This window comes from Massilia horti (assembly GCF_004614195.1).
Taxonomy (GTDB): Bacteria; Pseudomonadota; Gammaproteobacteria; order Burkholderiales; family Burkholderiaceae_D; genus Telluria; species Telluria horti.
In genome coordinates, this window is sequence record NZ_SPUM01000031.1 from 73,501 (window position 1) to 95,605 (window position 22,105).

Here is a 22,105-nt window from a genome sequence, read left to right on the forward strand (position 1 = left end):
TCAGTGCTCCAGGCCGCGGTGCCAGCGCAGCAGGTAGTTGTTCAGGCGGTTCATGGCCAGGTCGATCGCCAGGCCCAGGAGGCCAATGGTGATCATGCCGGCGATGATCTTGGCCGACCAAAAATATTCGCGCGCCTCCAGGATGCGGAAACCCAGCCCGTTGTTCACCGCGATCATCTCGGACACGATGACGACGATGAACGCCGTGCCCACGCCAATGCGTACGCCGGTCAGGATGTAGGGCACGGCAGCCGGCAGGATCACGCGCAGGAACATGGTCGTGCGCCCGGCGCCGAGGTTGCGCGCGGCGCGCAGGTAGATGCCGTCGACCTGGCGCACCCCGGCGATCGTGTTCATCAACACCGGGAAGAAGGCGCCGAGCGCGATCAGGAACACCGCCGGCGGATTGCCCAGCCCGAACCACAGGATCGCGAGCGGGATGTAGGCGATCGGCGGAATCGGCCGCAGCACCTGCACCAGCGGATTGAACCACGCGTACACGGCGGGGCTCGCGCCCATCGCCAGGCCCAGCGGCAGGGCCAGCGCGGCGCCGATCAAAAAGCCCACCACCACGCGGTACAGGCTGCCGAGCGAATCGCGGATCAACTCGCCCGAGAACGCCCACGACCACCAGCCGCCATCGGCGTAGTCCTTGAACTCCTGCAGCGGCAGCAGGTAGGCGACCCACTTGCGCCACACCTCCAGGGGCGAAGGCAGGATGTTCTCGTTGACCCATCCGTTCACCGCAACCCACTGCCAGACACCGATCGCGACCACCGGCACCACCAGGCCGATCGCGATTTCCTCCCAATTGCGCTTGCCCATGCCCACCTCCGATGGCGCCTATTTCACGTTCAGGCTTTGCTTGGCCTCGGCCAGCAGGTCGGTCTTGACCCAGTCCCTGGCCTGTGGCGGACGGGTCATCCTGCCCACGCCGGTCGCGACCATCACGTCGGTGGTGGTCTGGATGTGCTCCGGCGTCAGGTCGTACGAGTACGGCGAGTTGGCGATCGCATCAACGAAGTCTTCCTTGGTGATCTGGTTCTTGAAGACGGTCTCGCGCACGTATTTTTCGGCCTGTGCCGGGTCGTCGATGAAGGTCTTGGTGGCCTGCACGAAGCAGCGCATGAACTTCTCGGCCAGCGGACGTTTGGTCGTGTAGAACTTCTCGGTCATGACCATGGTGCGCACGGGCGAGCCGATCGGGGTGTCGTAGGGCTTCATCACCTCCACGCCGAAGCCCTTGTTGATCGCCTGCGAGGACTGCGGCTCGGACTGCATCATGGCGTCGATGTTCTTGCCCAGTAGTGCCTGGTTCAGGTCAGGGTACGACAGGTAGATCAGCTGCACGTCCTTGCCCGGCGCGGAGTCGGCGGTCAGGTGCGCCTTCTGCAGTTCGGCCATCAGCAGCACTTCCTGGATGCCGCCGCGGGTGACGCCGACCTTCTTGCCCTTCAGGTCGGCCACGCTCTTGATATTGAGCCCGGGGCGCGCGACCAGCCGTGCGCCGCCCTTGGCGAAGCCGGCCACCGCATAGATCGGCGCGCCGCCGGCGCGGCCCGAGATCGCGGCCTCGGACGCGGTGGCGCCGACATCGAGCTCGCCCGCAAGGATCGCCTGCATCACGTCCAGCCCCTTGGCGAACACCTTCTCCTCGACCTTGATGCCGCACTTGGGCGCGATTTCCTTAATATATGAGACGGCGCCGTAATGCGCCAGTTTGAGATTGCCGAGCCGGACCACGTCCTGCCCCTGGGCGCCGGTTGCCACCAGCAGGGCGGCGGCGACCAAGGCCTTGCCAAACACAGTTGCTGTCATGCCTATCTCTCCATTAAAGATGAATCGATGACCTGCTCACGTGTTTCCGTAACATTTACCCCTCCTGCATGCGAGCTGGCCGATACGGTGCATTAACAATGATGCCATTTGGACAAGGTTATAGCGCAATTAAGATAGTGTCAAATTATTACTAAACAGCATTACCACAATCGACACAACGCTGCCCGGCAGGGCCCCCGGCCGCGTCGGGAAGCGCCCGCGGAATCAGGTAAAATGGCAGTTTCGTCCGATACGCCCAACACAGTCAGGTAGAACATGCTAGATAACTTAACCCAACGCCTTGCCAAGGTCGTCAAGACGATGCGCGGCGAGGCACGTCTGACCGAAGCGAACACCGCCGAGATGCTGCGCGAAGTGCGCCTGGCCCTGCTCGAGGCCGACGTGGCGCTGCCGGCGGTGCGCGAATTCATCGCCAAGGTCAAGGAAAAAGCGCTGGGCGAGGAAGTCATCGGCTCGCTGTCGCCGGGCCAGGCGCTGGTGGGCGTGGTGCAGCGCGAACTGGCCGCGCTGATGGGTGCGGACCTGGGAGCGGAGGCTAGCCAGCTGTCGTTTGCGCAGCAGCCGCCGGCGATCATCCTGATGGCCGGCCTGCAGGGCGCCGGCAAGACCACCACGGTCGGCAAGCTCGCCAAGTACCTCAAGGAGCAAAAGAAGAAAAAGGTGCTGACCGTCTCGGCCGACGTGTACCGCCCGGCCGCTATCGCGCAGCTCGAATCGGTCACCAAACAGGTCGGCGCCGACTTCTTCCCCACCACCGCCGCCGACAAGCCGGTCGACATCGCGCACAATGCGCTCGACTGGGCGCGCAAGCACTATCACGACGTCTTGATCATCGACACCGCCGGCCGCCTGGGCATCGACGAAGCGATGATGAAGGAGATCGCCGAGGTGCACGGGGCGGTCAACCCGGTCGAGACCCTGTTCGTGGTCGACGCCATGCTCGGCCAGGACGCGATCAACACCGCCAAGGCCTTTAACGACGCGCTGCCGCTCACCGGCGTGGTGCTGACCAAGCTCGATGGCGACTCGCGCGGCGGCGCGGCGCTGTCGGTGCGCCACGTGACCGGCAAGCCGATCAAGTTCGCCGGCGTGTCGGAAAAGCTGGACGGGCTGGAAGCGTTCGATCCGTCCAGGATGGCCAACCGCATCCTGGGCATGGGCGACATCCTGGCGCTGGTCGAGGAAGCGCGCAAGGGCGTCGACATGGAAGCCGCGGCCGAAATGGCCAACAAAATCAAGTCCGGCGGCAAGTTCGACATGAACGACTTCAAGGCCCAGCTGACGCAGATGAAGAAGATGGGCGGCATGGCCGGCCTGCTCGACAAGCTGCCGGCGCAGTTCCAGCAGGCCGCCGGCAACGCCAACATGGGCCAGGCCGACAAGCAGGTGCGGCGCATGGTCGGCATCATCGACTCGATGACGCCGGCCGAACGCGCCAAGCCGGAGCTTATCAAGGCCACCCGCAAACGCCGCATCGCGGCCGGCGCCGGCGTGCAGGTGCAGGAAGTGAACCGCATGCTGAACCAGTACGAGCAGATGAACACGATGATGAAAAAGCTGAAGGGCGGCGGCCTGATGAAAATGATGCGCGGGATGAAAGGGATGATGCCGGGCCTGCGCTGATCACCGGTTTGTAGCGAACGAACGCCGCATGGAGAGGTCTCTTCATGCGGCGTTTTTTATGGTTTTTTCACTCTGGAGCGGCCGCATGCAACGCCAAGCTGCGTTTTCCGCCTTATCTAAGTGAAAAAATTTCGAAAAAGACTTGCACGAACATCAAAACGCCACCAATATAAGCCGGGTGCGATTATTTGCGCTAATTTTCCATGTGTACGTTTAGGAGGCTCGAAGATGGCAACAGCCAAGAAATCCCCAGCAGCGCCAGCCAAGAAGGCGGCCGCTGCCAAGCCCGCCGCCAAGCCGGCAGCGAAAAAGGCAGCTCCCGCTAAAGCAGCAGCACCGAAAGCCGCAGCCGCCAAGCCGGCCGCAGCCCGCAAGCCGAACGCCGCTTTCATGAAAGCGATGACGCCATCGGGGCCTCTGGCCGCCGTGGTCGGCGCAACCCCGCTGCCGCGCACCGAAGTAACCAAGAAAATCTGGGACTACATCAAGAAGCAAAATCTCCAGGACGCTGCAAACCGCCGCATGATCAATGCCGACGACAAGCTCAAGCCTGTGTTTGGCGGCAAAGCGCAGGTGTCGATGTTCGAAATGACCAAGCTGATCAACGATCACCTGAAATAAGAAGAACGACACGGCTGTCCAAAAGCCCACATGTAAAAAGCCTCGGTTTTGGCCGGGGCTTTTGTTTTTTCGTAGGGGGCGCGGGGCCGCCGAGGACTTGTGCGCACGCGGTTCGCGAACGCCGCGTAGTGGCGCGGCAGCCGCAAGTCAGCATGCGGTGACCGCGTGCGCACAGGTGCGCACCCGCCCTCCGCTCAAAACCCGAACGCGGCCTTCATCAGGTCGAACACGTGCGTGTTCTCCATCGTGCCCTTGAACGGCGCCGACCCTGCGCCCAGCGCGTACAGCTTCACGTCGCCGCCGCCGTGCCCCTCGCCCGCGAGCCGCACCCCGGTCTCCTGGTGGTAGTCGTCCGCCAGCGCCTGCGCACTGTCTACATTCTCCCGCTTTTCCGGCCGGTTCGGCCCGTTCCCGAACACCAGCGTGGTGTAGGTCTTGCCGTCCGCGTCGAGCGTTGGCTCGCCGTTCGCGTAGCCGCGCACGATGTCCAGCACCGGGTTGCCGCGCTTGGGGTAGCCGTTCATGACCATCGTGTGGTCATGGTCCGCCGTCACCACGATCAGCGTGTTCTCCAGGCCCGGATCGATCGCGCGCATGCGTTCGATGGCGGTCTGGATCGCGTCGTCGAACGCGATCGTTTCGACCAGCGCGTTCTTGGCATTCGAGGCATGCAGCGCATGGTCGATCTTGCCGCCTTCGACCATCAGGAAGAAACCGTTCGGATTCCTCGACAGCAGTTCGATCGACTTGGCCGTCATTTCGGACAGCGTCGGCTGCTCCGGCCGGCGCGTGAGCGCGTAGTCCAGGTGGCTGTCGGCGCTGTAGATGCCAACGAACCTTCGGCCCGGCCGCGCGGACATCATGTCGGCGCGGGTCTTGGCCACGAAGTAGCCGTGCGTGGCAAACTCCGCGAGCATGTCACGGCCGTCGGCGCGGCCGTGGGGATTGGCGTCCTGGTCGAACGGTGTAAAGTGGTTGCGCCCTCCTCCCATCAGCACGTCGACGCCATCTTTCAACCGCGCGTTGTAGCCGGCGCCGCCCGGCACGATCTGCTGCGCGATGGAATAGGCCATGCCGCGGTGGCAGACATGCGCAAAGGTCGATGCCGGCGTGGCATGCGTGAGTTCAGTCGTGGTAACCGCGCCGACCGCCTTGCCGTGCGCCTTGGCCAGTTCCAGGATTGTCATCGGCGCGCTGCCGTTGCCCTCGCCGCAGCGGTCGATGCTCGCATTGCCGTTGGCGTCCTTGCCCGCCGCGGCCGGGGTGGCGTCGCGCATGGAGATGACGTCGTTATTGATCTTCACGCCGGTCATGTAGGCGCCCATCGACGGCGCGCTGTCGGTCACCTGGGCATTGGCCGAATAGGTCTTGATGCGCGCAGTGCGCTCGATCCGCTCGAAGTTGAGCAGGCCATCCTCGCCATACTTGAAGATGCGCGCGGCCGTGATCGTGGTCGGCCCCATGCCGTCGCCGAGGAAGAAGATGATGTTCTTCGCCTGGGGCGCGGCATCGGCCTGCCCGGCGAAGCTGCAGCATCCTGCCAGCAGCAGCGCGGAAAGTGTCGATTTCATTGCGTACTCCTTACCAGCCGGCCGCGGCCTTGATCAGGCTGAAAACGCGGGTGTTATCGATGGTGCCGCGAAACAGCTCCGCGTTCGCGCCGATCGCGCCGAGATAGACATCGGTGCCGCCGTGGGTTTCCTTGCCCGGCATGACGCGGATCGTCGCCTCCTGGTGGTAGTCATCAAGGCTCGTGACCTGGTCGGTGAGTCCCGCCTGCGACGCGCGGCTGCCTTCGACGCGGTGTTCGCCGTTGCCGAACCCGAGGATCGTGTACGGCGCGTCGTCCTTGTCCAGCTTGAGCTTCCCGTCCGGGATGGTGCGCACCAGGCCAAGGATGCCGGGATTGGCGGGCGTCGTCTTGCCGGTGCGCGGCGAATAACCGTTGATCAGCAAGGTGTGGTCGTGGTCGGCCGTGCCCACGATCAGCGTGTCCTTCAGGCCCGGATCGATGCGCTCCATCTTGTCGATCGCGGCCTTGAGCGCGTCGTTGTACGAGACCGTCTCCTGCAATGCGCGCTTGGCCAGGGTCTTGTGAAGCGCACGGTCGATCAGGCCGCCCTCGACCACGAGCAAAAACCCGTTCGGGCGCTGCGACAGGAGGTCGATCGCCTTTGTCGTCATCTCGGTCAGGCTCGGCTGGCTGGCCGGGTCGCGCTGCGCTTCGTACGACAGCTCCATCGGAGCGAACAAGCCGATGACCGGCTGCGCCGACGACGGCGAAAGCTGCCCAAGCTGCGCCGGCGTGGTGGCGACCTGGTAGCCGCGCGCCGCCAGTTCGGCCAGCAGGTCGCGTCCGTCGCTGCGCTTGCCGCCTTCTTGCTCGGGACGGAAGAACTGCGTGCCGCCGCCAAACACCACGTCCATGCCGCTGCCCAGCGCGCCGTTAAATCCGGCGCCGCCCGGCACCAGCGCGGCCGCGATGTCGGTCTCCAGCTTGCGGTGGCAAGCGTGGGCATAGGCCGCGGCCGGGGTGGCGTCGGTGACGCTGGTGGTGGTGACCACGCCGGCCGCAAGGCCCCGCTGCTTGGCGATTTCGGCCAGCGTCGGCACGGATTTGCCGTTCTCGCAGCGGCTCTTCCCGTCCGGTCCCGGCGCGATGGCGCGCGTGTCGCTCGACATCGAGATCACGCCGTTGTTCTGCTTAACCCCGGTCATGTAGGCCGACATCGATGCGGCGCTGTCGGTGACCTGGGCATCGTTGGAGAAGGTCTTCACGAACGCCGATTCGGGCAGCGTGTCGATGGTGAGGTCGCCCGACTCCCCGACGGCGAAGATGCGCGCGGCGGTGAGCGTGTTGATGCCCATGCCGTCGCCGAGGAAGAAGATCACATTCTTGGCGCGGGGGAGTTGCTGGGACTGGGCAAGGGAGGAAGACGGGGCCGGGGGAACCGAGGGAGGCGCTGCGCAGCCGGACAGCGCAAGCAGGCTGGCGCAGGCAATACTGGTCAATCGCATGTCGAACCTTGATACGGAAAGCAGGAAGTCTACACCGGCTGGGTTCGCTGTGGCCTGTTTGATATGTTGCGGGATTGTTTATGCGGGGCGCAGCGTAGGGTGCGCACCTGTGCGCACGCGGTCATCGTGTGCGGACTCGCGGCGCCTGTGCCAATGCACTGCGTTTGCGAACCGCGTGCGCACAGGTGCGCACCCTACGAAATACAGACGGCGTCGTTCAAAACGCCGCCTTGAATTCCCAGTTCTTCCACGCGGCCAGCACCGCGTTCGGGTATTCGGGCCGTCCCCGGCTGCCGTTGTAGCGGCCCAGCGCGAGGAACAGGTTGCCCTGCTCCATGTCGATATACATGCGCAGGATCGAGCAGCCATAGCGCAGGTTGGTTTGCATGTCGAACAGCGCGCGCCGGTTGCTGTCCCCGATAACCGAGGTCCAGAACGGCATCACCTGCATGTAGCCACGCGCGCCGGCAATCGAGACCGCGTACTTGCGGTACGCCGACTCGACCTGGATCAGGCCCAGCACCAGTCCGGGATCGAGTCCCGCGCGCTTGGCTTCGTACCACGCCGTCTCGAGGAACTCGGTGCGCGCCTGCTCGTCCGGCAGCCGGCGCTTCAGGCGCGCGGACATGGCGTCGAACCAGGCCTGGTAGCGTAGCCGCGCCGTCTCGTCGCGAAACACCGGCTTGGGCGGGCGGTCGGCGTGGATCGCGTTGGACAAGGCCAGCCGAACGGAGTCGGCCAGCGCTTCTTCCTTCTGGTTGCCGGCCTCTGCGCCGGCGCCCACGACAAGGCCGGCGGCGAGCAGCGCGCAGCCAAGCCAGGCGCGCAACCGGCCCTGTGCGCTGACGCGCCTCACCGGCCGAGCTTGTCCTTGATGAAGCCGGCCATGTCCGCCGCCGGCACCGCGGTCGCGGCCTCGTCGCGGCGGCCCTGGTATTCCAGGTTGCCTTCCTTCAGGCCACGTTCACCGATGACGATGCGGTGCGGTACGCCGATCAGCTCCCAGTCGGCGAACATCGAGCCCGGGCGCAGGCCGCGGTCGTCGAGGATCACGTCCACGCCCAGCGCCTGCAATTGCGCGTACAGGCTGTCGGTCTGCTCCTTGACCAGTTCGCTGCGGTCGTAGCCCATCGGGCACAGCACCAGCTCGAACGGCGCGATGGATTGCGGCCAGATGATGCCCTTGTCGTCGAAGTTCTGCTCGATCGCCGCGCCCAGGATGCGGGTCACGCCGATGCCGTAGCAGCCCATCTGCAGCGGAGCCGGCTTGCCGTTCTCGTCCAGGAAGGTGGCGTTCATCGCGGCCGAATACGCAGTGCCAAGCTGGAACACGTGGCCCACTTCGATGCCGCGCTCGATCGCGAGCACGCCCTTGCCGTCCGGCGAAGCGTCGCCTTCGACCACGTTGCGCAGGTCAGCCACCGCCATCGGCTCGGCCAGGTCGCGGCCCCAGTTGGCGCCCGTGTAGTGGTAGTCGGCCTCGTTGGCGCCGCACACAAAGTCGGCCATGTTGGCCACGGTGCGGTCGGCCACGATTCTGACCGGCTGTTTGGTATTGATCGGGCCCAGGTAGCCAGGCAGGGTGCCGTAGGCTTCCACGATCTCGGCTTCGCTGGCGAAACGGAAGCTCGACAGACCCGGCACCTTCGAGACCTTCACTTCGTTGAGCTCGTGGTCGCCGCGCAGCAGCAGCAGCCAGTTCTCCTTGGCGACCTTGCCCTCCTCTTCTTTTTCGACGGTCAGCGCGATCGCCTTGACGGTGCGCGCCAGCGGCAGGCCCAGCATCTGGGCGACGTCCTCGCACTTGGTCTTGCCCGGAGTCGGGGTCTTGACCAGCGACTCGGTCGCGGCAGCGCGGGCCTGGATCAGCGGCAGCGCCTCGGCCGCTTCCATATTGGCGGCGTAGTCGGAGGTCGGGCAGTACACCAGCGCGTCCTCGCCGGTCGAGGCGATCACGTGGAACTCGTGCGAGCCGGTGCCGCCGATCGCGCCGTTGTCGGCCGCCACCGCGCGGAACTGCAGGCCGAAGCGGGTGAAAATCTTCTGGTACGCCTCGAACATGATCTGGTACGACTTCTGCATGCCTTCGACGTCGCGGTCGAACGAGTAGGCATCCTTCATCGTGAACTCACGGCCGCGCATGACGCCGAAGCGCGGGCGGCGCTCGTCGCGGAACTTGGTCTGGATCTGGTAGAAGTTGATCGGCAGCTGGCGGTACGACTTGAGCTCGGTACGCACGACGTCGGTGACCACCTCTTCCGAGGTCGGCTGGATCGCGTAGTCACGGCCGTGGCGGTCCTTGACGCGCATCAGTTCCGGCCCCATCTTGTCCCAGCGGCCGGTCTCCTGCCACAACTCGGCAGGTTGCACGACCGGCATCAGAGTCTCGATAGCGCCCGCCTTGTCCATCTCTTCGCGGATGATGGCCTCGACCTTGCGGATCACGCGCAGGCCAACCGGCATGTAGGTGTAGATCCCGGAACCTTGGCGTTTGATCATGCCGGCGCGCATCATCAGTTGGTGGCTGACGATTTCCGCGTCCGACGGCGCTTCTTTAAGAGTTGAAATAAAAAATCGTGAGGCGCGCATATCGATGAATTCTTTTTAAAAAGAGAGGGTTATAATCGACCTAATTTTAAAGGATTAGCCGGCTGATGCGTCCAAACTTTGTACAAATGGGTCCGAAACCGGGGCTTCCTGCCGCTTGGGCCGGGGAGCCGCCGGGCGCGGTCCTGGATTTGTGGATAAAAATGTAAGGGACGACCACCTGCCGGCAGAAAGTTTCGAGGTGCACTTATGCTCGATCGTGAAGGGTTCCGCCCCAACGTCGGCATCATCCTGCTCAACGCACATAATGAAGTGTGGTGGGGCAAGCGTGTGCGCGAGCACTCGTGGCAGTTCCCGCAAGGGGGTATCAAGTACGGCGAAACGCCGGAACAGGCAATGTACCGCGAACTCGAGGAAGAGATTGGCCTGCGCCAGGAGCATGTCAAGATCGTGGGCCGCACCCGCGACTGGCTGCGCTACGAGGTGCCTGACCATTTTATCAAGCGCGAGATTCGCGGGCATTACCGCGGGCAGAAGCAAATCTGGTTCCTGCTGCGCATGATCGCGCGCGACAATGACGTCAACCTGCGCCTGACCGACCATCCGGAATTCGACGCCTGGCGCTGGCACGACTACTGGGTGCCGCTGGACACGGTGATCGAATTCAAGCGCGAGGTCTACCAGCGCGCGCTGCAGGAACTGTCGCGCTTCATTCAGCCGACCCACGAGCGGCGCCAGAGCGCGCGCTACCTGCGCCAGCCGCGTGCGCAAGCGGTGGTCAAGGGGACGTCGACGGTCATCCAGACCGCCGGTGCGACAGTAACTGTTGCTGAATCACAACTGGTACTTCTGCCCGACGACAAGTAAGCGCCGCGCGCAGCAACCAAGCGAGGACGCTGCGGCGTTCTTACTTTGTTGCGTCTTATAATTGTCAACTTTGCAACATCTCGCGGTTTGACAATGTCACTCCGCCTCACGCCTCCCGCTCGTTGTCGCCGCCGGGCTGGCCCTGCTGCCAGCCGCCCTGCTCGCCGCTGAGCAAGCTTTCAGGTTGCCGGACGAGAACTAAGTTGCCGGCACGCGCAACAACAAGGCGATCGCTGCATTTCGTTCTCGAATTGTTGTATTTTTTGATTGACATATTTACAAACTCGCAAGGTAGAATTGACGGATGACAACGTCCACCTTGCGCCTCCCGCTCTTGTTCGCCGCCGGCCTGGCACTGCTGCCCGCCGCCCTCCTGGCTGCCGAGCAAGCTCCCCAGTGCACCTATGTCAATGTGGCGACCCTGCCGATCCGCTTCGCCGGCGCCGGCCTGGTGCCGGCCGTCGACGGAACCATCGACGGCACCCCGGCCACGATGCTGATCGACACCGGTTCCGACGATACCTACCTCACCCGCAACGCCACCGAAAAGCGCGGCCTGGCACTGCACATGACCGGCCGTTACGTGAGCGGGATAGCCGGCTCCTCACGGCTCTACTGGGCCCGGCTGAAGGACTTCGGGATCGGACCTGCCCAGTCTTCACGCAAGATCGAGTTGCCGGTGATCGGTCACACGACTAACACCCTGTCGTTCGACGCGATCGCGGGCGCACCCTTCCTGTTCCAGATGGACATGGAAATCTCGCTCAGGGACAAGGAACTCAAGTTACACCGGCCGCAAAATTGCGACGACACCTACCTGCCGTACTGGAACGAACAGTCGATCGTCATTCCGTTCGAACGGGGACACGGGAAGAGCCCCAACCCGCACTTCACCGTCATGCTCAATGGGCACAAGCTTGAGGCAATGATCGGCACCGGGGCACACCACACCACGCTCACGCTCGCCGCAGCCAAACGCCTGGGCATCAATGTCGACGCGCCTGGTGTCAAGCGCCTCAATGACCTGAGCGGCGTCGGCGCCGAGCACGTGGCGCATTGGAGCGCCCCGATCGACACGTTCAGCATTGGCGGCGAAATGATACGCGGTGGCGAGATCGGCATCGTCGATTCGCAAAGCAACAACAGTGCCGACGTCGTGCTTGGCCAGGACTTCCTGCGCGCGCACCGCCTGCTGTTCGCGGTGGGACAGCGCAAACTGTACCTGGCCTACCTTGGCGGCGACGTGTTCGCCCGGCGCGACGGTCTCGAGCCGTGGATGCGGCAGGAGGCCGAAGCCGGCAACGCCGACGCACAGTACAGGCTGGCGCTGATGTATGGGGCTGGCAGCGGCGTGGAGAAGAATTCGGCGGTGGCAAACAACTGGCTGGAACTGGCGGCGGCCAGCGGCAGCCCGCAAGCCAACCTCGTGCTCGGTCGCGACCTGGTGCGGCGCGGGCGCTATCCCGACGCGATTGCGCGCATTAACGCGGGGCTCGACCAGCTGCCGGCCGAACGCTACGGCGAGCTGTGGCTGTATCTGGCGCGCTTGCGCAACGGCGAAACGGAACTCGCGAAAAGCGAGCTCCAGGCCCGCACTGCGAAACACCTCAGCGATGCCTGGCCGGCGCCGATTGCCGACTTTTACCTCGGCAAAATCAACGGCGACAAGTTGCTCAAGCTGGCGGCAAGCGAGGACTACCAGCCCAAACAGCGCGGCTGCGAGGCCCGGACCTATATGGCCGAGTGGCACACCGCGCACGGTGACAAGGACACCGCGCGCGCCCTGATCGAAGCCCGCCGGGTCGAATGCGCGCCGCCCAAGGGCGCGCCAAAGCCGGACGCAGGCTGAGCACCGGCGCGCGCTGCCAGGTAAGCACAGGGCGCAATAACAAGGCGAGGCCCAGCATTACGCCCTTGCATTGTTGCATTTTTTCTAAACACCTTTACATGCTCGAAGGAGGCGTCCATCGCCGTCCCGTTCGAACGCGGAAATGGATACAGCCCCAACCCGCACTTGACCGTCATGCTCAACGGGCGCAAGCTCGCGGCCCTGGTCGACACCGGGGTGCACCACACGACTGTCACGCTCGCCGCAGCCAAACGCGCCGGCTTCACTGTCGACGCGCCCGGCGTGAAGCGCCTCGAAGACATTCGCGTCGTCGGCACCAACCGGCGCGTGGCGCACTGGAGCGCCCCGATCGACACGTTCAGCATCGGCAGCGAGACGATCCGCGGTGGCGAGATCGACGTCATCGATTCGGAAGGCTGGGATGGGATCGACGTCCGGCTCGGCCAGGACTTCTTGCGCACGCACCGCCTGCTGTTTGCGATGGGCCAGCGCAAACTGTACCTGGCCTACCTCGGCGGCGACGTGTTCAACCGGCGCAACGGCCTGGAGCCAAGGATTCCGCAGCAAGCCCAAGCCCCCAAGACGGCTGCGAGGTAATAGATTACCTTGTCGAGATCCGCTGCGCATCCTGTAGGGTGTGCAGCTTTGCTGCGCACGCGGATTGGGAGTACCGCCAGCGGTTCAGCCAACAGGCCCCGGAACAGGGGCGTGGCCGCAGGCGCCGTTCCTCGGCGCGCTGGAACAGAAGATGCCGCGCGCCTGGGCGGATAAACAGGCTGCGCTACAATGCTGCCTTCAATTACCTGCCATCCCATCCATGTTTACCCCATCCTCGAACGATGTCCGCCGCTTCTTCTGCGAAGCCTACCGCAAGCAGCGCGCGGGCGAAGTCCTCACGCCGATGGACGCCATCGCCGCCGACTGGATCGCCCAGCATCCCGAATATCACGAAGCACTGTCGGATGTCGACGCCGCGCTTGAGCGCGACTACTCGGTCGAAGGCGGCCAGGCGAACCCGTTCCTGCACCTGTCGATGCACTTGTCCATCTCGGAGCAGGTGTCGGTCGACCAGCCGCGCGGCATCAAGGCCGCGCACGACATGCTGGCCGCGCGCGTGGGCGAGCACGAAGCGCACCACGAAATCATGGAATGCCTGGGCGAGATGATCTGGGCCTCGCAGCGCTCCGGCCTGCCGCCGGATGCCACGGGCTACATCGACTGCGTGCGCCGGCGTGCTTCGCGCTGATCGGTACAGACGCAAAAAAGCCGCGGCGAGCGCGGCTTGATGACGGGCGGAACCCGGGTCAGCGCTGCGAGACCAGCGGCGACGGCAGGCTCGAAAGGTAGGCAGCGATGTCGGCCTTGTCCTGGTCCGACAGGGGCTGGACCATGCCGCCCATGATCGGGTTGTTGCGGCCGTAGGGCTTGTCGCCGCGCTTGTAGGCGGTCAGCGCATGGACCAGGTAATCCTGATACTGGCCGGCCAGCTTGGGATAGCTCGGATCAATCGGGGATTTGTAGTCGGCGCCGTGGCACGAAGCGCAGGCGTGCTTGGTGGCCAGCTCCTTGCCCTTGTCCACGTTGCCACCGGCGAACGCATGCATCGAAACAGTCCCGGCGACCAGCGCGATCATCAGTTTTTTCATGGCGCTCCCCTTATTTTTGCGCGCCCTGCTGGGCGTAGTAGGCTGCCAGATCGGCAATGTCCTGGTCCGACAGGGTCGCGGCGATGCCATTCATCGACGGATGTTTGCGATCCCCCTTCTTGTAGGCTTGCAGTGCGGATTCGATGTACTTTTGGGACTGCCCGCCGATTTTCGGTACCCGATAGACTTCAGGAAAGGATGCCTTGTAGTCGGGAATGCCATGACAGCCGGCGCACATTTCTGTCTTTGCCCGGCCTGCTGCGGGGTTGCCGACGGCATCTGCCGCCGTGGCAACGCTGGCGCAACCGGCCAAGGCGAGCACTGCTAAGAATTTTTTCATGGTGGGAATCGTAAAGTTAGAATCGAATACCGCAACTGCAAAAACAAATAGCAAACCTCTACCAACTTGTCGATTCTATAGCAAGACTTTGTGCCAGTCTATACGGTAGGACCTGCGGCGCGCCCCCGCCTGTTCTGGCATATACTCGGACAAGTTCCACTCTCGCTCATGACGTATATGCAAGCTCCACAACGCTTCGAAGGGACCGACACCTACGTCGCCACCGATGATTTGAAACTGGCGGTCAACGCCGCCGTAACGCTGTCGCGTCCGCTGCTGATCAAGGGCGAACCGGGCACCGGCAAGACCATGCTGGCCGAGGAAGTCGCAGCCGCGCTCGACCGGCCGCTGCTGCAGTGGCACATCAAGTCGACCACCAAGGCGCAGCAGGGCCTGTATGAATACGACGCGGTCTCGCGCCTGCGCGATTCGCAGCTGGGCGACGAGCGCGTGCACGACATCCACAACTACATCGTCAAGGGCGTGCTGTGGCAGGCCTTCACCTCGCCCGAGCCGGTGGTGCTGCTGATCGACGAGATCGACAAGGCCGACATCGAATTCCCCAACGACCTGCTGCGCGAACTGGACCGGATGGAGTTCTACGTCTACGAAACGCGCGAGATGGTCGTGGCCAGGCACCGGCCGCTGGTGATCATCACCTCGAACAACGAAAAGGAACTGCCGGACGCCTTCCTGCGCCGCTGCTTTTTCCATTACATCAAATTCCCGGATCGCGACACGATGACCGACATCGTCAAGGTCCACTACCCCACACTCAAGCAGGACCTCCTGGCCGCGGCACTGGAAAGCTTCTACGGCCTGCGCGACGTGCCGGGCCTGAAGAAAAAGCCGTCGACCTCGGAATTGCTCGACTGGCTCAAGCTGCTGCTGGCCGAGGACATCCCGTTGGAAGCGCTGCGCAGCCAGGACGCCAAGGCCGTCGTGCCGCCGCTCGCCGGCGCGCTGCTCAAGAACGAACAGGACGTGCACCTGTTCGAGCGCCTGGTCTACATGGCGAGGACCAACCGATGATCTCCGTACAACCGACCACCCTCGAATTCAATGGCGTGCGGCTGGAGCCGCTGTCGCTGCGGCATGCGGACGGCCTGCGCGCCGCCGCCAGCGACGGCGAACTGTGGAACCTGCGCGTGACCTCGGTGCCCGAACCGCACATGGTGGAGCAGTACATCCGCGAAGCGCTCGACACGCCGAACCGGATGGGCTTTGCCGTGCTCGACGCGGCAACCGGCGCGGTGATGGGATCGACCAGCTACCACGACATCGTGCCGGCGATCGGGCGCGTCGAGATCGGCTTTACCTGGTATGCCAAGAGCCGCCAGCGCAGCCACGTCAACACCAGCTGCAAGCTGATGCTGATGTCGCACGCATTCGACACGCTCGGCTGCGAGCTGGTGGGACTGCGCACCGACAACCTGAACCTGGCATCGCAAGCCGCGATCGAACGGCTGGGCGCGCAGAAGGACGGAATCCTGCGCCACCACCACCCGCGGCGCGACGGCACCGTGCGCGACACCGTCATGTACAGCATCATGCGCAGCGAATGGCCCGAGGTCAAAAGCCGCCTGCACGACAAGTTGAACAAGTACGCTCGTCCTTGACGCCATGCTGATCGACTTCTTCTTTGCGCTGCGCGACGCCAAGGTCCCGGTCACGATCAGGGAATTCTTGACCTTGCTCGAGGCGCTGAAGAACAACGTGATCGCGCCCTCGTTCGATCAGTTCTACTACCTCGCGCGGCTCACCCTGGTAAAGGACGAAGCACACTTCGACAAGTTCGACCGCGCGTTCAGCGCCTACTTCAAAGGCGTCGAAACGGTGTTCGACACCAAGGCCGCGATCCCGCTCGAGTGGCTGATCAAACGCCTGGAACGCGAGCTCACGCCAGAGCAGAAGGCGCAGCTGCAAAAGCTCGGCTACGACAAGCTGATGGAGCGCCTGGAGCAGCTACTCAAGGAACAGCAGGAACGCCATGAATGCGGCGACACCTGGATCGGCACCGGCGGCACTTCCCCATTCGGGAACGGCGGCACCAACCCGGAAGGCATCCGCATCGGCGGCCAGGGCCGCAACCGCAGCGCCGTCAAGGTGTGGGACCAGCGCACCTACCGCGACTACGACGCCGAACGCGAACTGGGCACACGCAATATCAAAGTCGCGCTGCGCCGGCTGCGGCGCTTTGCGCGCCACGGCGCGGAAGAGGAACTGGCGCTCGAGGACACGATCCGCTCGACCGCGAACAACGCCGGCTACCTCGACATCCGGATGCAGCCCGAGCGCAAGAACCGGATCAAGGTATTGATGCTGCTGGACGTGGGCGGCACGATGGACGAACACATCGAACGCACCGAAGAACTGTTCTCGGCCGCCAAAACCGAATTCAAGAACATGGAGTTCTTCTACTTCCACAACTGCGTCTACGACTACCTGTGGAAGAACAACCGTCGCCGCCACGCCGAACGCTTCCCGACCTGGGACGTGCTGCGCAAGTACCCGCCCGACACGCGCCTGATCTTTGTCGGCGACGCGACCATGAGCCCCTACGAGGTTCTGCAGCCGGGCGGCTCGGTCGAGTACAACAACGAGGAAGCCGGAGCCGAATGGCTGGCGCGCTTTTGCAATGCCTTTCCCAAATTCGCCTGGCTCAATCCCGAGCCCGAGAGCATGTGGCAGTACCGGCAATCGACGGCCATCATCCGCCAGATCATGAACAATCGCATGTTCCCGGTCACGATCGCGGGGCTGGAACGCGCGATGCGTTTGCTCAGCAAATAACACCCGCGCTCGGAATCGTAGGGTGCGCACCTGTGCGCACGCTGTACGTTTGAAAGCCGTTGGCTCGTGCACGCACACGTACCGCGTGCGCACAGGTGCGCACCCTACGCCTCCGGCTCAAAGCACCTCCGCAAACGCCCGCCGCAGCGCTTCGCGCGCGTCCGTTTCCACGATGGCATTGTGCGCCACGATCACCCGCCCGATATCCCACTCGAACATCCTGTGGATACTGCGCCCCAGCGCCGGCCGGTCCTTCACCATCAGGCGGATCATGTACGGCACCGCCAGCCGCGAGCGCACCCCGTTCAGCGTCGCAAACAGCCGGGACGACAACGGTATGCTGCCCTGCCACCACTGGCACAGGTCGGTGAGGATCAGCGTGCGCGAGGCATGGTGGAACCAGACGGTTTCATTCACGGCGGGTATGCCGGGAACGAACAGCTGCCCGAGCTCCTCCTGCCACTGCGGTTCCGGCGTCTCGCTCAGCTCGCGCAGACCCTGCAAATCGCCCCGTTTCTCGACAAGGCCCGGTGCGACGAACACCAGCGCATCCGGAAACGCCGCGGCGCAATCGCCGACGAACAGGTGGTGCGCCTTGTTCGGCGCAACGATAAACGCCACCTCGCCCAGCGCCACCAACTGGGCGCGCACCTGCGGCGACACCGGCACCGGGGAATGCAGCCAGAGCCTGTTTTGGCGCAGCCGCACGACCGTCATGCGCGTGGAGAGGCGCACGCCGGATGTCGTGAAATGGTAGGGAAGATGCCAGATATCCTGCGCAACCTGTTGGAGCATGTCGATCATCTCGATGACAAGACCAGCACATCATACCGGAACTCCCGAAGAGCCCCTCCCGAGTTTCCGCACGCTCATCCAGCCCATCATAGACCCCAATCGTGCGCAGCGGTGGCTCTTGTAGAATCGGCCACATAATTGCCGCCAGCGGCCATTTTCCAACTTCGCCAAGGACAATGCATGCCCGACCTGCTCTCGATCCTGACCAGTCTCGCGTGGCCGTTTGCAATCGCGGTAGCGTGGGTGGCCGGCGAGTTCGGGCAGCGCTGGACCGGACTGCCACGCATCAGCTTTTACGGCCTGGCCGGGTTCGCCCTCGCCAGCCCCCAGCTGGGCGTGCTGCCGGCGCCCGACACGAGCATGATCGCGCTGCTGGCCGATGTCTCGTTCGGCCTGATCCTGTTCGAACTGGGCTACCGCATCAACCTGCACTGGCTGCGCGCCAATCCGTGGATCGGGGTGGCAGGGCTGGTCGAGGCGCTGGCTACCTTCGTCGCCGTCTATGTCATCGCCAACCGGGTCGGCACGCCGCAACTCACCACGCTCATGCTGGCCTCGCTGGCGATGGCCACCTCCCCTGCCACCGTGGTCCGCGTGATCAACGAGCAGCGCAGCTCCGGCCAGGTCACCGAGCGCGCGCTGCACCTGTCGGCCCAGAACTGCGTGCTGGCCGTGTTCGCGTTTAACGTGGTGATCGGGTTCTGGCTATTTCGAACATCGGAAGATCTCGGCGACGCCCTGTGGAAGAGCCTGATCGCGCTGGTCATGTCGGCCTTCACCGGCGCCGTGTTCGGCATCGCGGTGCCGGCCCTGCTGCGCGCGATCGGCAATCCGCGCCTGGATGCCACGGTCGCTTTCGCGATCGGCGTGATCCTGCTGGTGGCGATATGCGACACCGCGCACCTGTCACCGGTCGTGGCCACGCTGTTCTTCGGCCTGGTCTCGCGCCATCGGCGCGTCGCGTTCAGCCAGACGCAGCGCAACTTCGGCGCGCTCGGCGAGCTGCTCACCGTGCTGCTGTTCGTGTTCGCGGCGTCCACGCTCAACTGGCGCCAGGTGGTGTCCGGTGGCACCCTGGCCCTGCTGGTGGTGGCCGCGCGCCTGGTCACCAAGACCGTGGGCGTAGCGCTGTTCTCGCACCTGTCTGGTATTTCGTGGCGCAAGGGCGCGCTGACCGGGCTCGCGCTGGCGCCGCTGTCGGTGTTCGTGATCCTGCTGCTCGAGCACGCGCGCCACGCCGGCGTGCAGGTGGTCGATGAACTGCGCGCGATGGCTGGCGTGACCATGCTGCTCGAAGTGTTCGGGCCGATCATCATCCAACGCGCCCTGCTGTGGGCGCACGAAGTACCGGAGCGCAGCCATGCCGCTTGAAGCCTTCAAACCTTCCGACCCGCTCACCGTCGGCGTCGAGCTTGAACTGCAGCTGGTGAGCCTGTCCGACCTGGACCTGACCGCGGCCAGCCCCGACCTGCTGCACCTGCTCGAGCGCAAACCGTTCCCCGGCAACGTGACGCCGGAGATCACCGAGAGCATGATCGAGATTAACTCGAGCGTGCACGCGCAATACCAGCCGCTGCTGGACCAGCTGCGCGAGATCCGCGACATCCTGGTCGCCGCCGGCGACCTGCTCAACATCGGCATCTGCGGCGGCGGCACCCATCCGTTCCAGCACTGGTCGGAGCAGAAAATCTTCGCCAAGCCGCGCTTCGAGCACCTCTCGTCGCTGTACGGCTACCTGGCCAAGCAGTTCACGGTGTTTGGCCAGCACGTGCACATCGGTTGCGGCAGCGGCGACGATGCGCTGTACCTGCTGCATTCGCTCAGCCGCTATATCCCGCACTTCATCGCGTTATCAAGCTCCTCGCCGTTCGTCCAGGCCCAGGACAGCCTGTTCGACTCGGCGCGCCTGAACTCCGTGTTCGCGTTCCCGATGAGCGGGCGGGCGCCGTTCACGCTGTCGTGGGACGAGTTCGAACACGTCTACTTCGCCAAGATGGAGCGCACCGGCATCATCAAGAGCATGAAGGACTTTTACTGGGACATCCGGCCCAAGCCCGAATTCGGCACGATCGAGCTGCGCGTGTGCGACACGCCGCTGACGGTCGAACGGGCGGCGGCGCTGGCCGGCTACCTGCAGGCGCTGTGCCGGCACCTCTTGCTGCGCACCGAAACGCCGCCGGTCGAGGACGACTACCTGGTCTACAACTACAACCGCTTCCAGGCCTGCCGCTTCGGACTGGACGGCGCGGTCACCCATCCCAAGACGTATCAGACGATGTCGCTGCGCGAAGACATCCTGGCGACGCTGCGGATGATGACCCCGCACTTCGAAGCGCTGGGCAGCCGCGACGCGCTGCTGCATCTGGAAGCGGCCGTCGCCGAAGGCAGCGACGCGAGCTTCCTGCGCCGCCAGTACGAGCGCCAGGGCAGCCTTGAAGGCATGGTGCACGCCGCGATCCAGCGCTTTCGGGGCGAGCGCCGGATGAGCTGAGCCGTCAGAACCGGGTCTCGCGCGCGGCGCGCAGGAACTCGTCGAGCACCGGGGTGCAGTCGAGCAGGTCGACCCCGCCCGCACGGTGGAATTCGGGATGCCACTGCAGGCCCATGACGAAGTCGGCGCGGTCGTAGCGGATCGCCTCGATCACGCCGTCCGGGTCGGAGATCGCCTCGACCCGCAAATCGCGCCCAAGACGATTGACCGCCTGGTGGTGGATCGAGTTGACGGTCGGCCGCTGCTGGTCGGGAAACATCTGGCCCAGCGACGAGCCGGGCGGGAACACAATCGCGTGGCGGTGCGCGTCGTAATCCGAATGCACGTGCTCGAGCGAGTTGGGCAGGTCGGTCGCGACGTCCTGGAACAGCGAGCCGCCGAAGGCCACGTTAATCAGCTGGCAACCGCGGCAGATCCCGAGCACTGGCTTGCCGGCCTCGATGAACTCATGCAGCAGCTCCAGCTCGTAGATGTCGCGCGCGCGGTCGCCGACCCATTCGGGGCGCGCTGGCGTTTCATGGTAGGTCTGCGGCGCCACGTCGGCGCCGCCCTGCAGCACCAGCCCGTCCAGCTGGCGCGCGTAGTGGCGCAGGGTGATGTTACTGGGATGCAGGAGGCCATTCGTGTTAACCGTCGGCACCATCATCACCAGCACGTCGCGCGACATCACCCACTGTGCGATCGACTCCTCGAGATATTGCAGGTTCTTGCTGAGCAGTCCGCTCGCGCCCGGTTCAGGATGGTAGATGCGCGCGGAGACGCCGATGCGCAGTGTGCGGCGCATGAAGTCGCGCGAAAAGCGGTCGCGAAACGTGCGCCAGCGCGAGCTGAGCACGCGCCTGGCGAGTGCGAACGGGGTATCGCCGTGCCGCTGGTAACTGGACGGTCCGGCCGCGGCGCGGCGGTCGGGAACGCGGGCTGGTTCGGCAGGGCTGTCTTGCTCAGGCGGGCGCGGCTTGTCATTGTCATCTGCCATGTATCAACTATAGGCCGGCCACGACCGCGCACGATTCGAAGTTGTAACAAAAACTGAGTGCGGAAGCATGAAACGCTGGCAGACCGCTGTAGGGTGCGCACCTGTGCGCACGCGGTTCGCGAAGGCGGCGTCACGAAGCGGCAGCCGCGAGCCAGCGAATGGTGACCGCGTGCGCACAGGTGCGCACCCTACGCCTTGCGCACGATCCCGCTACCCAGGCAGCGACAACAGCTTGTGCAGCGCCGCCACCAGATGCCGCTCCGCCACCGGCTTGTCGAGCAGCCCGCGCACGCCGGCATCGCGCGCCCGCGCGCTGTCGTAATGGAAGGCCGGCCCCACCAGCAACACGACCGCCGTGCGCCCCCCGCCCTGCGCCTTGATCTTGCCGCACACCGCGTACGGATCGACGCCCGGCACCGAGGTGTTGATCATCACCAGCGACACCGGCGTCTCGTCGCACAGCCGCACCGCGGTCGGCGCGCTGTCGGTCCATTCGACCGGCCCCCGGCGCGCGCCCAGCACCTTGGCCACGTTGTCGCGGAACGCCCCGCCGCTGTCGATGATCAGCACCGCGCCGCTCGGCGGCGCCTGGCGCTGCGCTTCGTACCGCGCGGGGTCCGGCATGTCATCAATCAGCCGGGGATGGCGCCGGCGGTAACTGGACGGTCCGGCCGCGGCGCGGCGGTCGGGAACGCGGGCT

The 22,105-nt window shown here is 64.5% G+C and carries 23 protein-coding genes; 11 read left to right on the plus strand and 12 right to left on the minus strand.

The annotated features are described in order from the left end of the window. Both E4O92_RS05155 and E4O92_RS05160 read right to left on the minus strand, forming a co-directional pair. Positions 1-825 carry an ABC transporter permease gene (locus E4O92_RS05155; RefSeq protein ID WP_135188679.1) on the minus strand — a complete coding sequence of 275 codons (825 nt, stop codon included), beginning with the start codon at positions 823-825 and terminating at the stop codon, positions 1-3. Between the two features lie 18 nt (positions 826-843). Continuing rightward, the gene (locus E4O92_RS05160; protein ID WP_135188680.1) at positions 844-1,818 is read right to left on the minus strand and encodes an ABC transporter substrate-binding protein; all 975 of its coding nucleotides are present in this window, start codon (positions 1,816-1,818) and stop codon (positions 844-846) included. Between the two features lie 276 nt (positions 1,819-2,094). Between E4O92_RS05160 and ffh the strand changes: the two genes are divergently transcribed. Both ffh and E4O92_RS05170 read left to right on the plus strand, forming a co-directional pair. Then, the gene (ffh, locus tag E4O92_RS05165; RefSeq protein ID WP_135188681.1) at positions 2,095-3,462 is read left to right on the plus strand and encodes a signal recognition particle protein; all 1,368 of its coding nucleotides are present in this window, start codon (positions 2,095-2,097) and stop codon (positions 3,460-3,462) included. Positions 3,463-3,690: 228 nt separating this feature from the next. Continuing rightward, on the plus strand, positions 3,691-4,083 hold the full coding sequence (locus E4O92_RS05170) for an SWIB/MDM2 domain-containing protein (protein WP_135188704.1): 393 nt from the start codon (positions 3,691-3,693) through the stop codon (positions 4,081-4,083). A 194-nt stretch (positions 4,084-4,277) separates the two neighbouring features. On the opposite strand, the gene E4O92_RS05175 is transcribed toward E4O92_RS05170, so the two are convergent. From E4O92_RS05175 to E4O92_RS05190, 4 genes are all read right to left on the minus strand, one after another. Further along, complete coding sequence (locus tag E4O92_RS05175) at positions 4,278-5,654, minus strand: alkaline phosphatase (RefSeq protein ID WP_135188682.1); 1,377 nt, start codon at positions 5,652-5,654, stop codon at positions 4,278-4,280. A 10-nt stretch (positions 5,655-5,664) separates the two neighbouring features. Beyond that, the gene (locus E4O92_RS05180; RefSeq protein ID WP_135188683.1) at positions 5,665-7,101 is read right to left on the minus strand and encodes an alkaline phosphatase; all 1,437 of its coding nucleotides are present in this window, start codon (positions 7,099-7,101) and stop codon (positions 5,665-5,667) included. A 217-nt stretch (positions 7,102-7,318) separates the two neighbouring features. Then, the gene (locus E4O92_RS05185; protein ID WP_229483069.1) at positions 7,319-7,957 is read right to left on the minus strand and encodes a lytic transglycosylase domain-containing protein; all 639 of its coding nucleotides are present in this window, start codon (positions 7,955-7,957) and stop codon (positions 7,319-7,321) included. Then, positions 7,954-9,690: a proline--tRNA ligase gene (locus E4O92_RS05190; protein WP_135188684.1), complete on the minus strand. Its 1,737-nt coding sequence runs from the start codon at positions 9,688-9,690 to the stop codon at positions 7,954-7,956. The genes E4O92_RS05185 and E4O92_RS05190 overlap by 4 nt, the downstream gene beginning before the upstream one ends. A 207-nt stretch (positions 9,691-9,897) precedes the next feature. Here E4O92_RS05190 and E4O92_RS05195 point away from each other — a divergent pair, with 207 nt between their 5' ends. Continuing rightward, a complete protein-coding gene (locus E4O92_RS05195; RefSeq protein ID WP_135188685.1) occupies positions 9,898-10,515 on the plus strand; it encodes an RNA pyrophosphohydrolase in 618 nt (205 codons plus the stop codon). 106 nt (positions 10,516-10,621) lie between these two features. Here the strand turns inward: E4O92_RS05195 and E4O92_RS24725 are convergent, their stop codons facing one another. Next, complete coding sequence (locus E4O92_RS24725; RefSeq protein ID WP_167759696.1) at positions 10,622-10,789, minus strand: hypothetical protein; 168 nt, start codon at positions 10,787-10,789, stop codon at positions 10,622-10,624. Between the two features lie 30 nt (positions 10,790-10,819). Here E4O92_RS24725 and E4O92_RS05200 point away from each other — a divergent pair, with 30 nt between their 5' ends. The 3 genes from E4O92_RS05200 (at position 10,820) to E4O92_RS05210 (ending at position 13,610) form a co-directional block, all read left to right on the plus strand. Beyond that, positions 10,820-12,364, plus strand: a complete 1,545-nt coding sequence (locus tag E4O92_RS05200; protein WP_135188686.1) for a retroviral-like aspartic protease family protein — start codon at positions 10,820-10,822, stop codon at positions 12,362-12,364. Between the two features lie 174 nt (positions 12,365-12,538). Next, positions 12,539-12,961 (plus strand): retropepsin-like aspartic protease, encoded by a 423-nt coding sequence (locus tag E4O92_RS05205; protein WP_229483073.1) that lies wholly within the window; start codon positions 12,539-12,541, stop codon positions 12,959-12,961. A 220-nt stretch (positions 12,962-13,181) separates the two neighbouring features. Continuing rightward, positions 13,182-13,610: a DUF1841 family protein gene (locus E4O92_RS05210; protein WP_135188688.1), complete on the plus strand. Its 429-nt coding sequence runs from the start codon at positions 13,182-13,184 to the stop codon at positions 13,608-13,610. Between the two features lie 58 nt (positions 13,611-13,668). Here the strand turns inward: E4O92_RS05210 and E4O92_RS05215 are convergent, their stop codons facing one another. Further along, on the minus strand, positions 13,669-14,010 hold the full coding sequence (locus E4O92_RS05215; RefSeq protein ID WP_135188689.1) for a c-type cytochrome: 342 nt from the start codon (positions 14,008-14,010) through the stop codon (positions 13,669-13,671). 10 nt (positions 14,011-14,020) lie between these two features. Continuing rightward, the gene (locus E4O92_RS05220) at positions 14,021-14,350 is read right to left on the minus strand and encodes a c-type cytochrome (RefSeq protein ID WP_135188690.1); all 330 of its coding nucleotides are present in this window, start codon (positions 14,348-14,350) and stop codon (positions 14,021-14,023) included. A gap of 177 nt (positions 14,351-14,527) precedes the next feature. Here E4O92_RS05220 and E4O92_RS05225 point away from each other — a divergent pair, with 177 nt between their 5' ends. The 3 genes from E4O92_RS05225 to E4O92_RS05235 are packed head-to-tail and all read left to right on the plus strand — an operon-like array spanning position 14,528 to position 17,143. After that, positions 14,528-15,382, plus strand: coding sequence for an AAA family ATPase (locus tag E4O92_RS05225; RefSeq protein WP_135188691.1), 855 nt, complete (start codon positions 14,528-14,530; stop codon positions 15,380-15,382). Next, the gene (locus E4O92_RS05230) at positions 15,379-15,969 is read left to right on the plus strand and encodes a GNAT family N-acetyltransferase (RefSeq protein WP_135188692.1); all 591 of its coding nucleotides are present in this window, start codon (positions 15,379-15,381) and stop codon (positions 15,967-15,969) included. The genes E4O92_RS05225 and E4O92_RS05230 overlap by 4 nt, the downstream gene beginning before the upstream one ends. 4 nt (positions 15,970-15,973) lie before the next feature. Continuing rightward, positions 15,974-17,143 carry a vWA domain-containing protein gene (locus tag E4O92_RS05235; RefSeq protein WP_135188693.1) on the plus strand — a complete coding sequence of 390 codons (1,170 nt, stop codon included), beginning with the start codon at positions 15,974-15,976 and terminating at the stop codon, positions 17,141-17,143. 117 nt (positions 17,144-17,260) lie between these two features. Here the strand turns inward: E4O92_RS05235 and E4O92_RS05240 are convergent, their stop codons facing one another. Then, a complete protein-coding gene (locus E4O92_RS05240) occupies positions 17,261-17,938 on the minus strand; it encodes a DUF4336 domain-containing protein (protein ID WP_167759697.1) in 678 nt (225 codons plus the stop codon). 180 nt (positions 17,939-18,118) lie between these two features. Between E4O92_RS05240 and E4O92_RS05245 the strand changes: the two genes are divergently transcribed. Beyond that, positions 18,119-19,309, plus strand: a complete 1,191-nt coding sequence (locus E4O92_RS05245; RefSeq protein WP_135188695.1) for a cation:proton antiporter — start codon at positions 18,119-18,121, stop codon at positions 19,307-19,309. Then, positions 19,299-20,429 carry a YbdK family carboxylate-amine ligase gene (locus tag E4O92_RS05250; protein WP_135188696.1) on the plus strand — a complete coding sequence of 377 codons (1,131 nt, stop codon included), beginning with the start codon at positions 19,299-19,301 and terminating at the stop codon, positions 20,427-20,429. Before E4O92_RS05245 ends, E4O92_RS05250 begins: the two co-directional genes overlap by 11 nt. Positions 20,430-20,433: 4 nt before the next feature. Here E4O92_RS05250 and E4O92_RS05255 read toward each other — a convergent pair whose 3' ends face one another. Then, entirely contained in the window at positions 20,434-21,405 is a 972-nt protein-coding gene (locus tag E4O92_RS05255) for a gamma-glutamyl-gamma-aminobutyrate hydrolase family protein (protein WP_135188697.1), read from the minus strand. Positions 21,406-21,615: 210 nt separating this feature from the next. Then, on the minus strand, positions 21,616-22,105 hold a 490-nt coding region (locus E4O92_RS05260; protein ID WP_135188698.1), incomplete at its 5' end, for a response regulator.

Bases quoted from the DNA above. Each gene is read 5' to 3' on its own strand.
- E4O92_RS05245 (WP_135188695.1), top strand. From the start codon at position 18,119: ATGCCCGACCTGCTCTCGATCCTGACCAGTCTCGCGTGGCCGTTTGCA.
- ffh (WP_135188681.1), top strand. From the start codon at position 2,095: ATGCTAGATAACTTAACCCAACGCCTTGCCAAGGTCGTCAAGACGATG.
- E4O92_RS05220 (WP_135188690.1), bottom strand. From the start codon at position 14,350: ATGAAAAAATTCTTAGCAGTGCTCGCCTTGGCCGGTTGCGCCAGCGTT.
- E4O92_RS05175 (WP_135188682.1), bottom strand. From the start codon at position 5,654: ATGAAATCGACACTTTCCGCGCTGCTGCTGGCAGGATGCTGCAGCTTC.
- E4O92_RS05215 (WP_135188689.1), bottom strand. From the start codon at position 14,010: ATGAAAAAACTGATGATCGCGCTGGTCGCCGGGACTGTTTCGATGCAT.
- E4O92_RS05170 (WP_135188704.1), top strand. From the start codon at position 3,691: ATGGCAACAGCCAAGAAATCCCCAGCAGCGCCAGCCAAGAAGGCGGCC.
- E4O92_RS05190 (WP_135188684.1), bottom strand. From the start codon at position 9,690: ATGCGCGCCTCACGATTTTTTATTTCAACTCTTAAAGAAGCGCCGTCG.
- E4O92_RS05195 (WP_135188685.1), top strand. From the start codon at position 9,898: ATGCTCGATCGTGAAGGGTTCCGCCCCAACGTCGGCATCATCCTGCTC.
- E4O92_RS05240 (WP_167759697.1), bottom strand. From the start codon at position 17,938: ATGCTCCAACAGGTTGCGCAGGATATCTGGCATCTTCCCTACCATTTC.
- E4O92_RS05160 (WP_135188680.1), bottom strand. From the start codon at position 1,818: ATGACAGCAACTGTGTTTGGCAAGGCCTTGGTCGCCGCCGCCCTGCTG.
- E4O92_RS05255 (WP_135188697.1), bottom strand. From the start codon at position 21,405: ATGGCAGATGACAATGACAAGCCGCGCCCGCCTGAGCAAGACAGCCCT.
- E4O92_RS05235 (WP_135188693.1), top strand. From the start codon at position 15,974: ATGCTGATCGACTTCTTCTTTGCGCTGCGCGACGCCAAGGTCCCGGTC.
- E4O92_RS05200 (WP_135188686.1), top strand. From the start codon at position 10,820: ATGACAACGTCCACCTTGCGCCTCCCGCTCTTGTTCGCCGCCGGCCTG.
- E4O92_RS05210 (WP_135188688.1), top strand. From the start codon at position 13,182: ATGTTTACCCCATCCTCGAACGATGTCCGCCGCTTCTTCTGCGAAGCC.
- E4O92_RS24725 (WP_167759696.1), bottom strand. From the start codon at position 10,789: ATGTCAATCAAAAAATACAACAATTCGAGAACGAAATGCAGCGATCGC.
- E4O92_RS05250 (WP_135188696.1), top strand. From the start codon at position 19,299: ATGCCGCTTGAAGCCTTCAAACCTTCCGACCCGCTCACCGTCGGCGTC.
- E4O92_RS05225 (WP_135188691.1), top strand. From the start codon at position 14,528: ATGCAAGCTCCACAACGCTTCGAAGGGACCGACACCTACGTCGCCACC.
- E4O92_RS05180 (WP_135188683.1), bottom strand. From the start codon at position 7,101: ATGCGATTGACCAGTATTGCCTGCGCCAGCCTGCTTGCGCTGTCCGGC.
- E4O92_RS05205 (WP_229483073.1), top strand. From the start codon at position 12,539: ATGCTCAACGGGCGCAAGCTCGCGGCCCTGGTCGACACCGGGGTGCAC.
- E4O92_RS05155 (WP_135188679.1), bottom strand. From the start codon at position 825: ATGGGCAAGCGCAATTGGGAGGAAATCGCGATCGGCCTGGTGGTGCCG.
- E4O92_RS05230 (WP_135188692.1), top strand. From the start codon at position 15,379: ATGATCTCCGTACAACCGACCACCCTCGAATTCAATGGCGTGCGGCTG.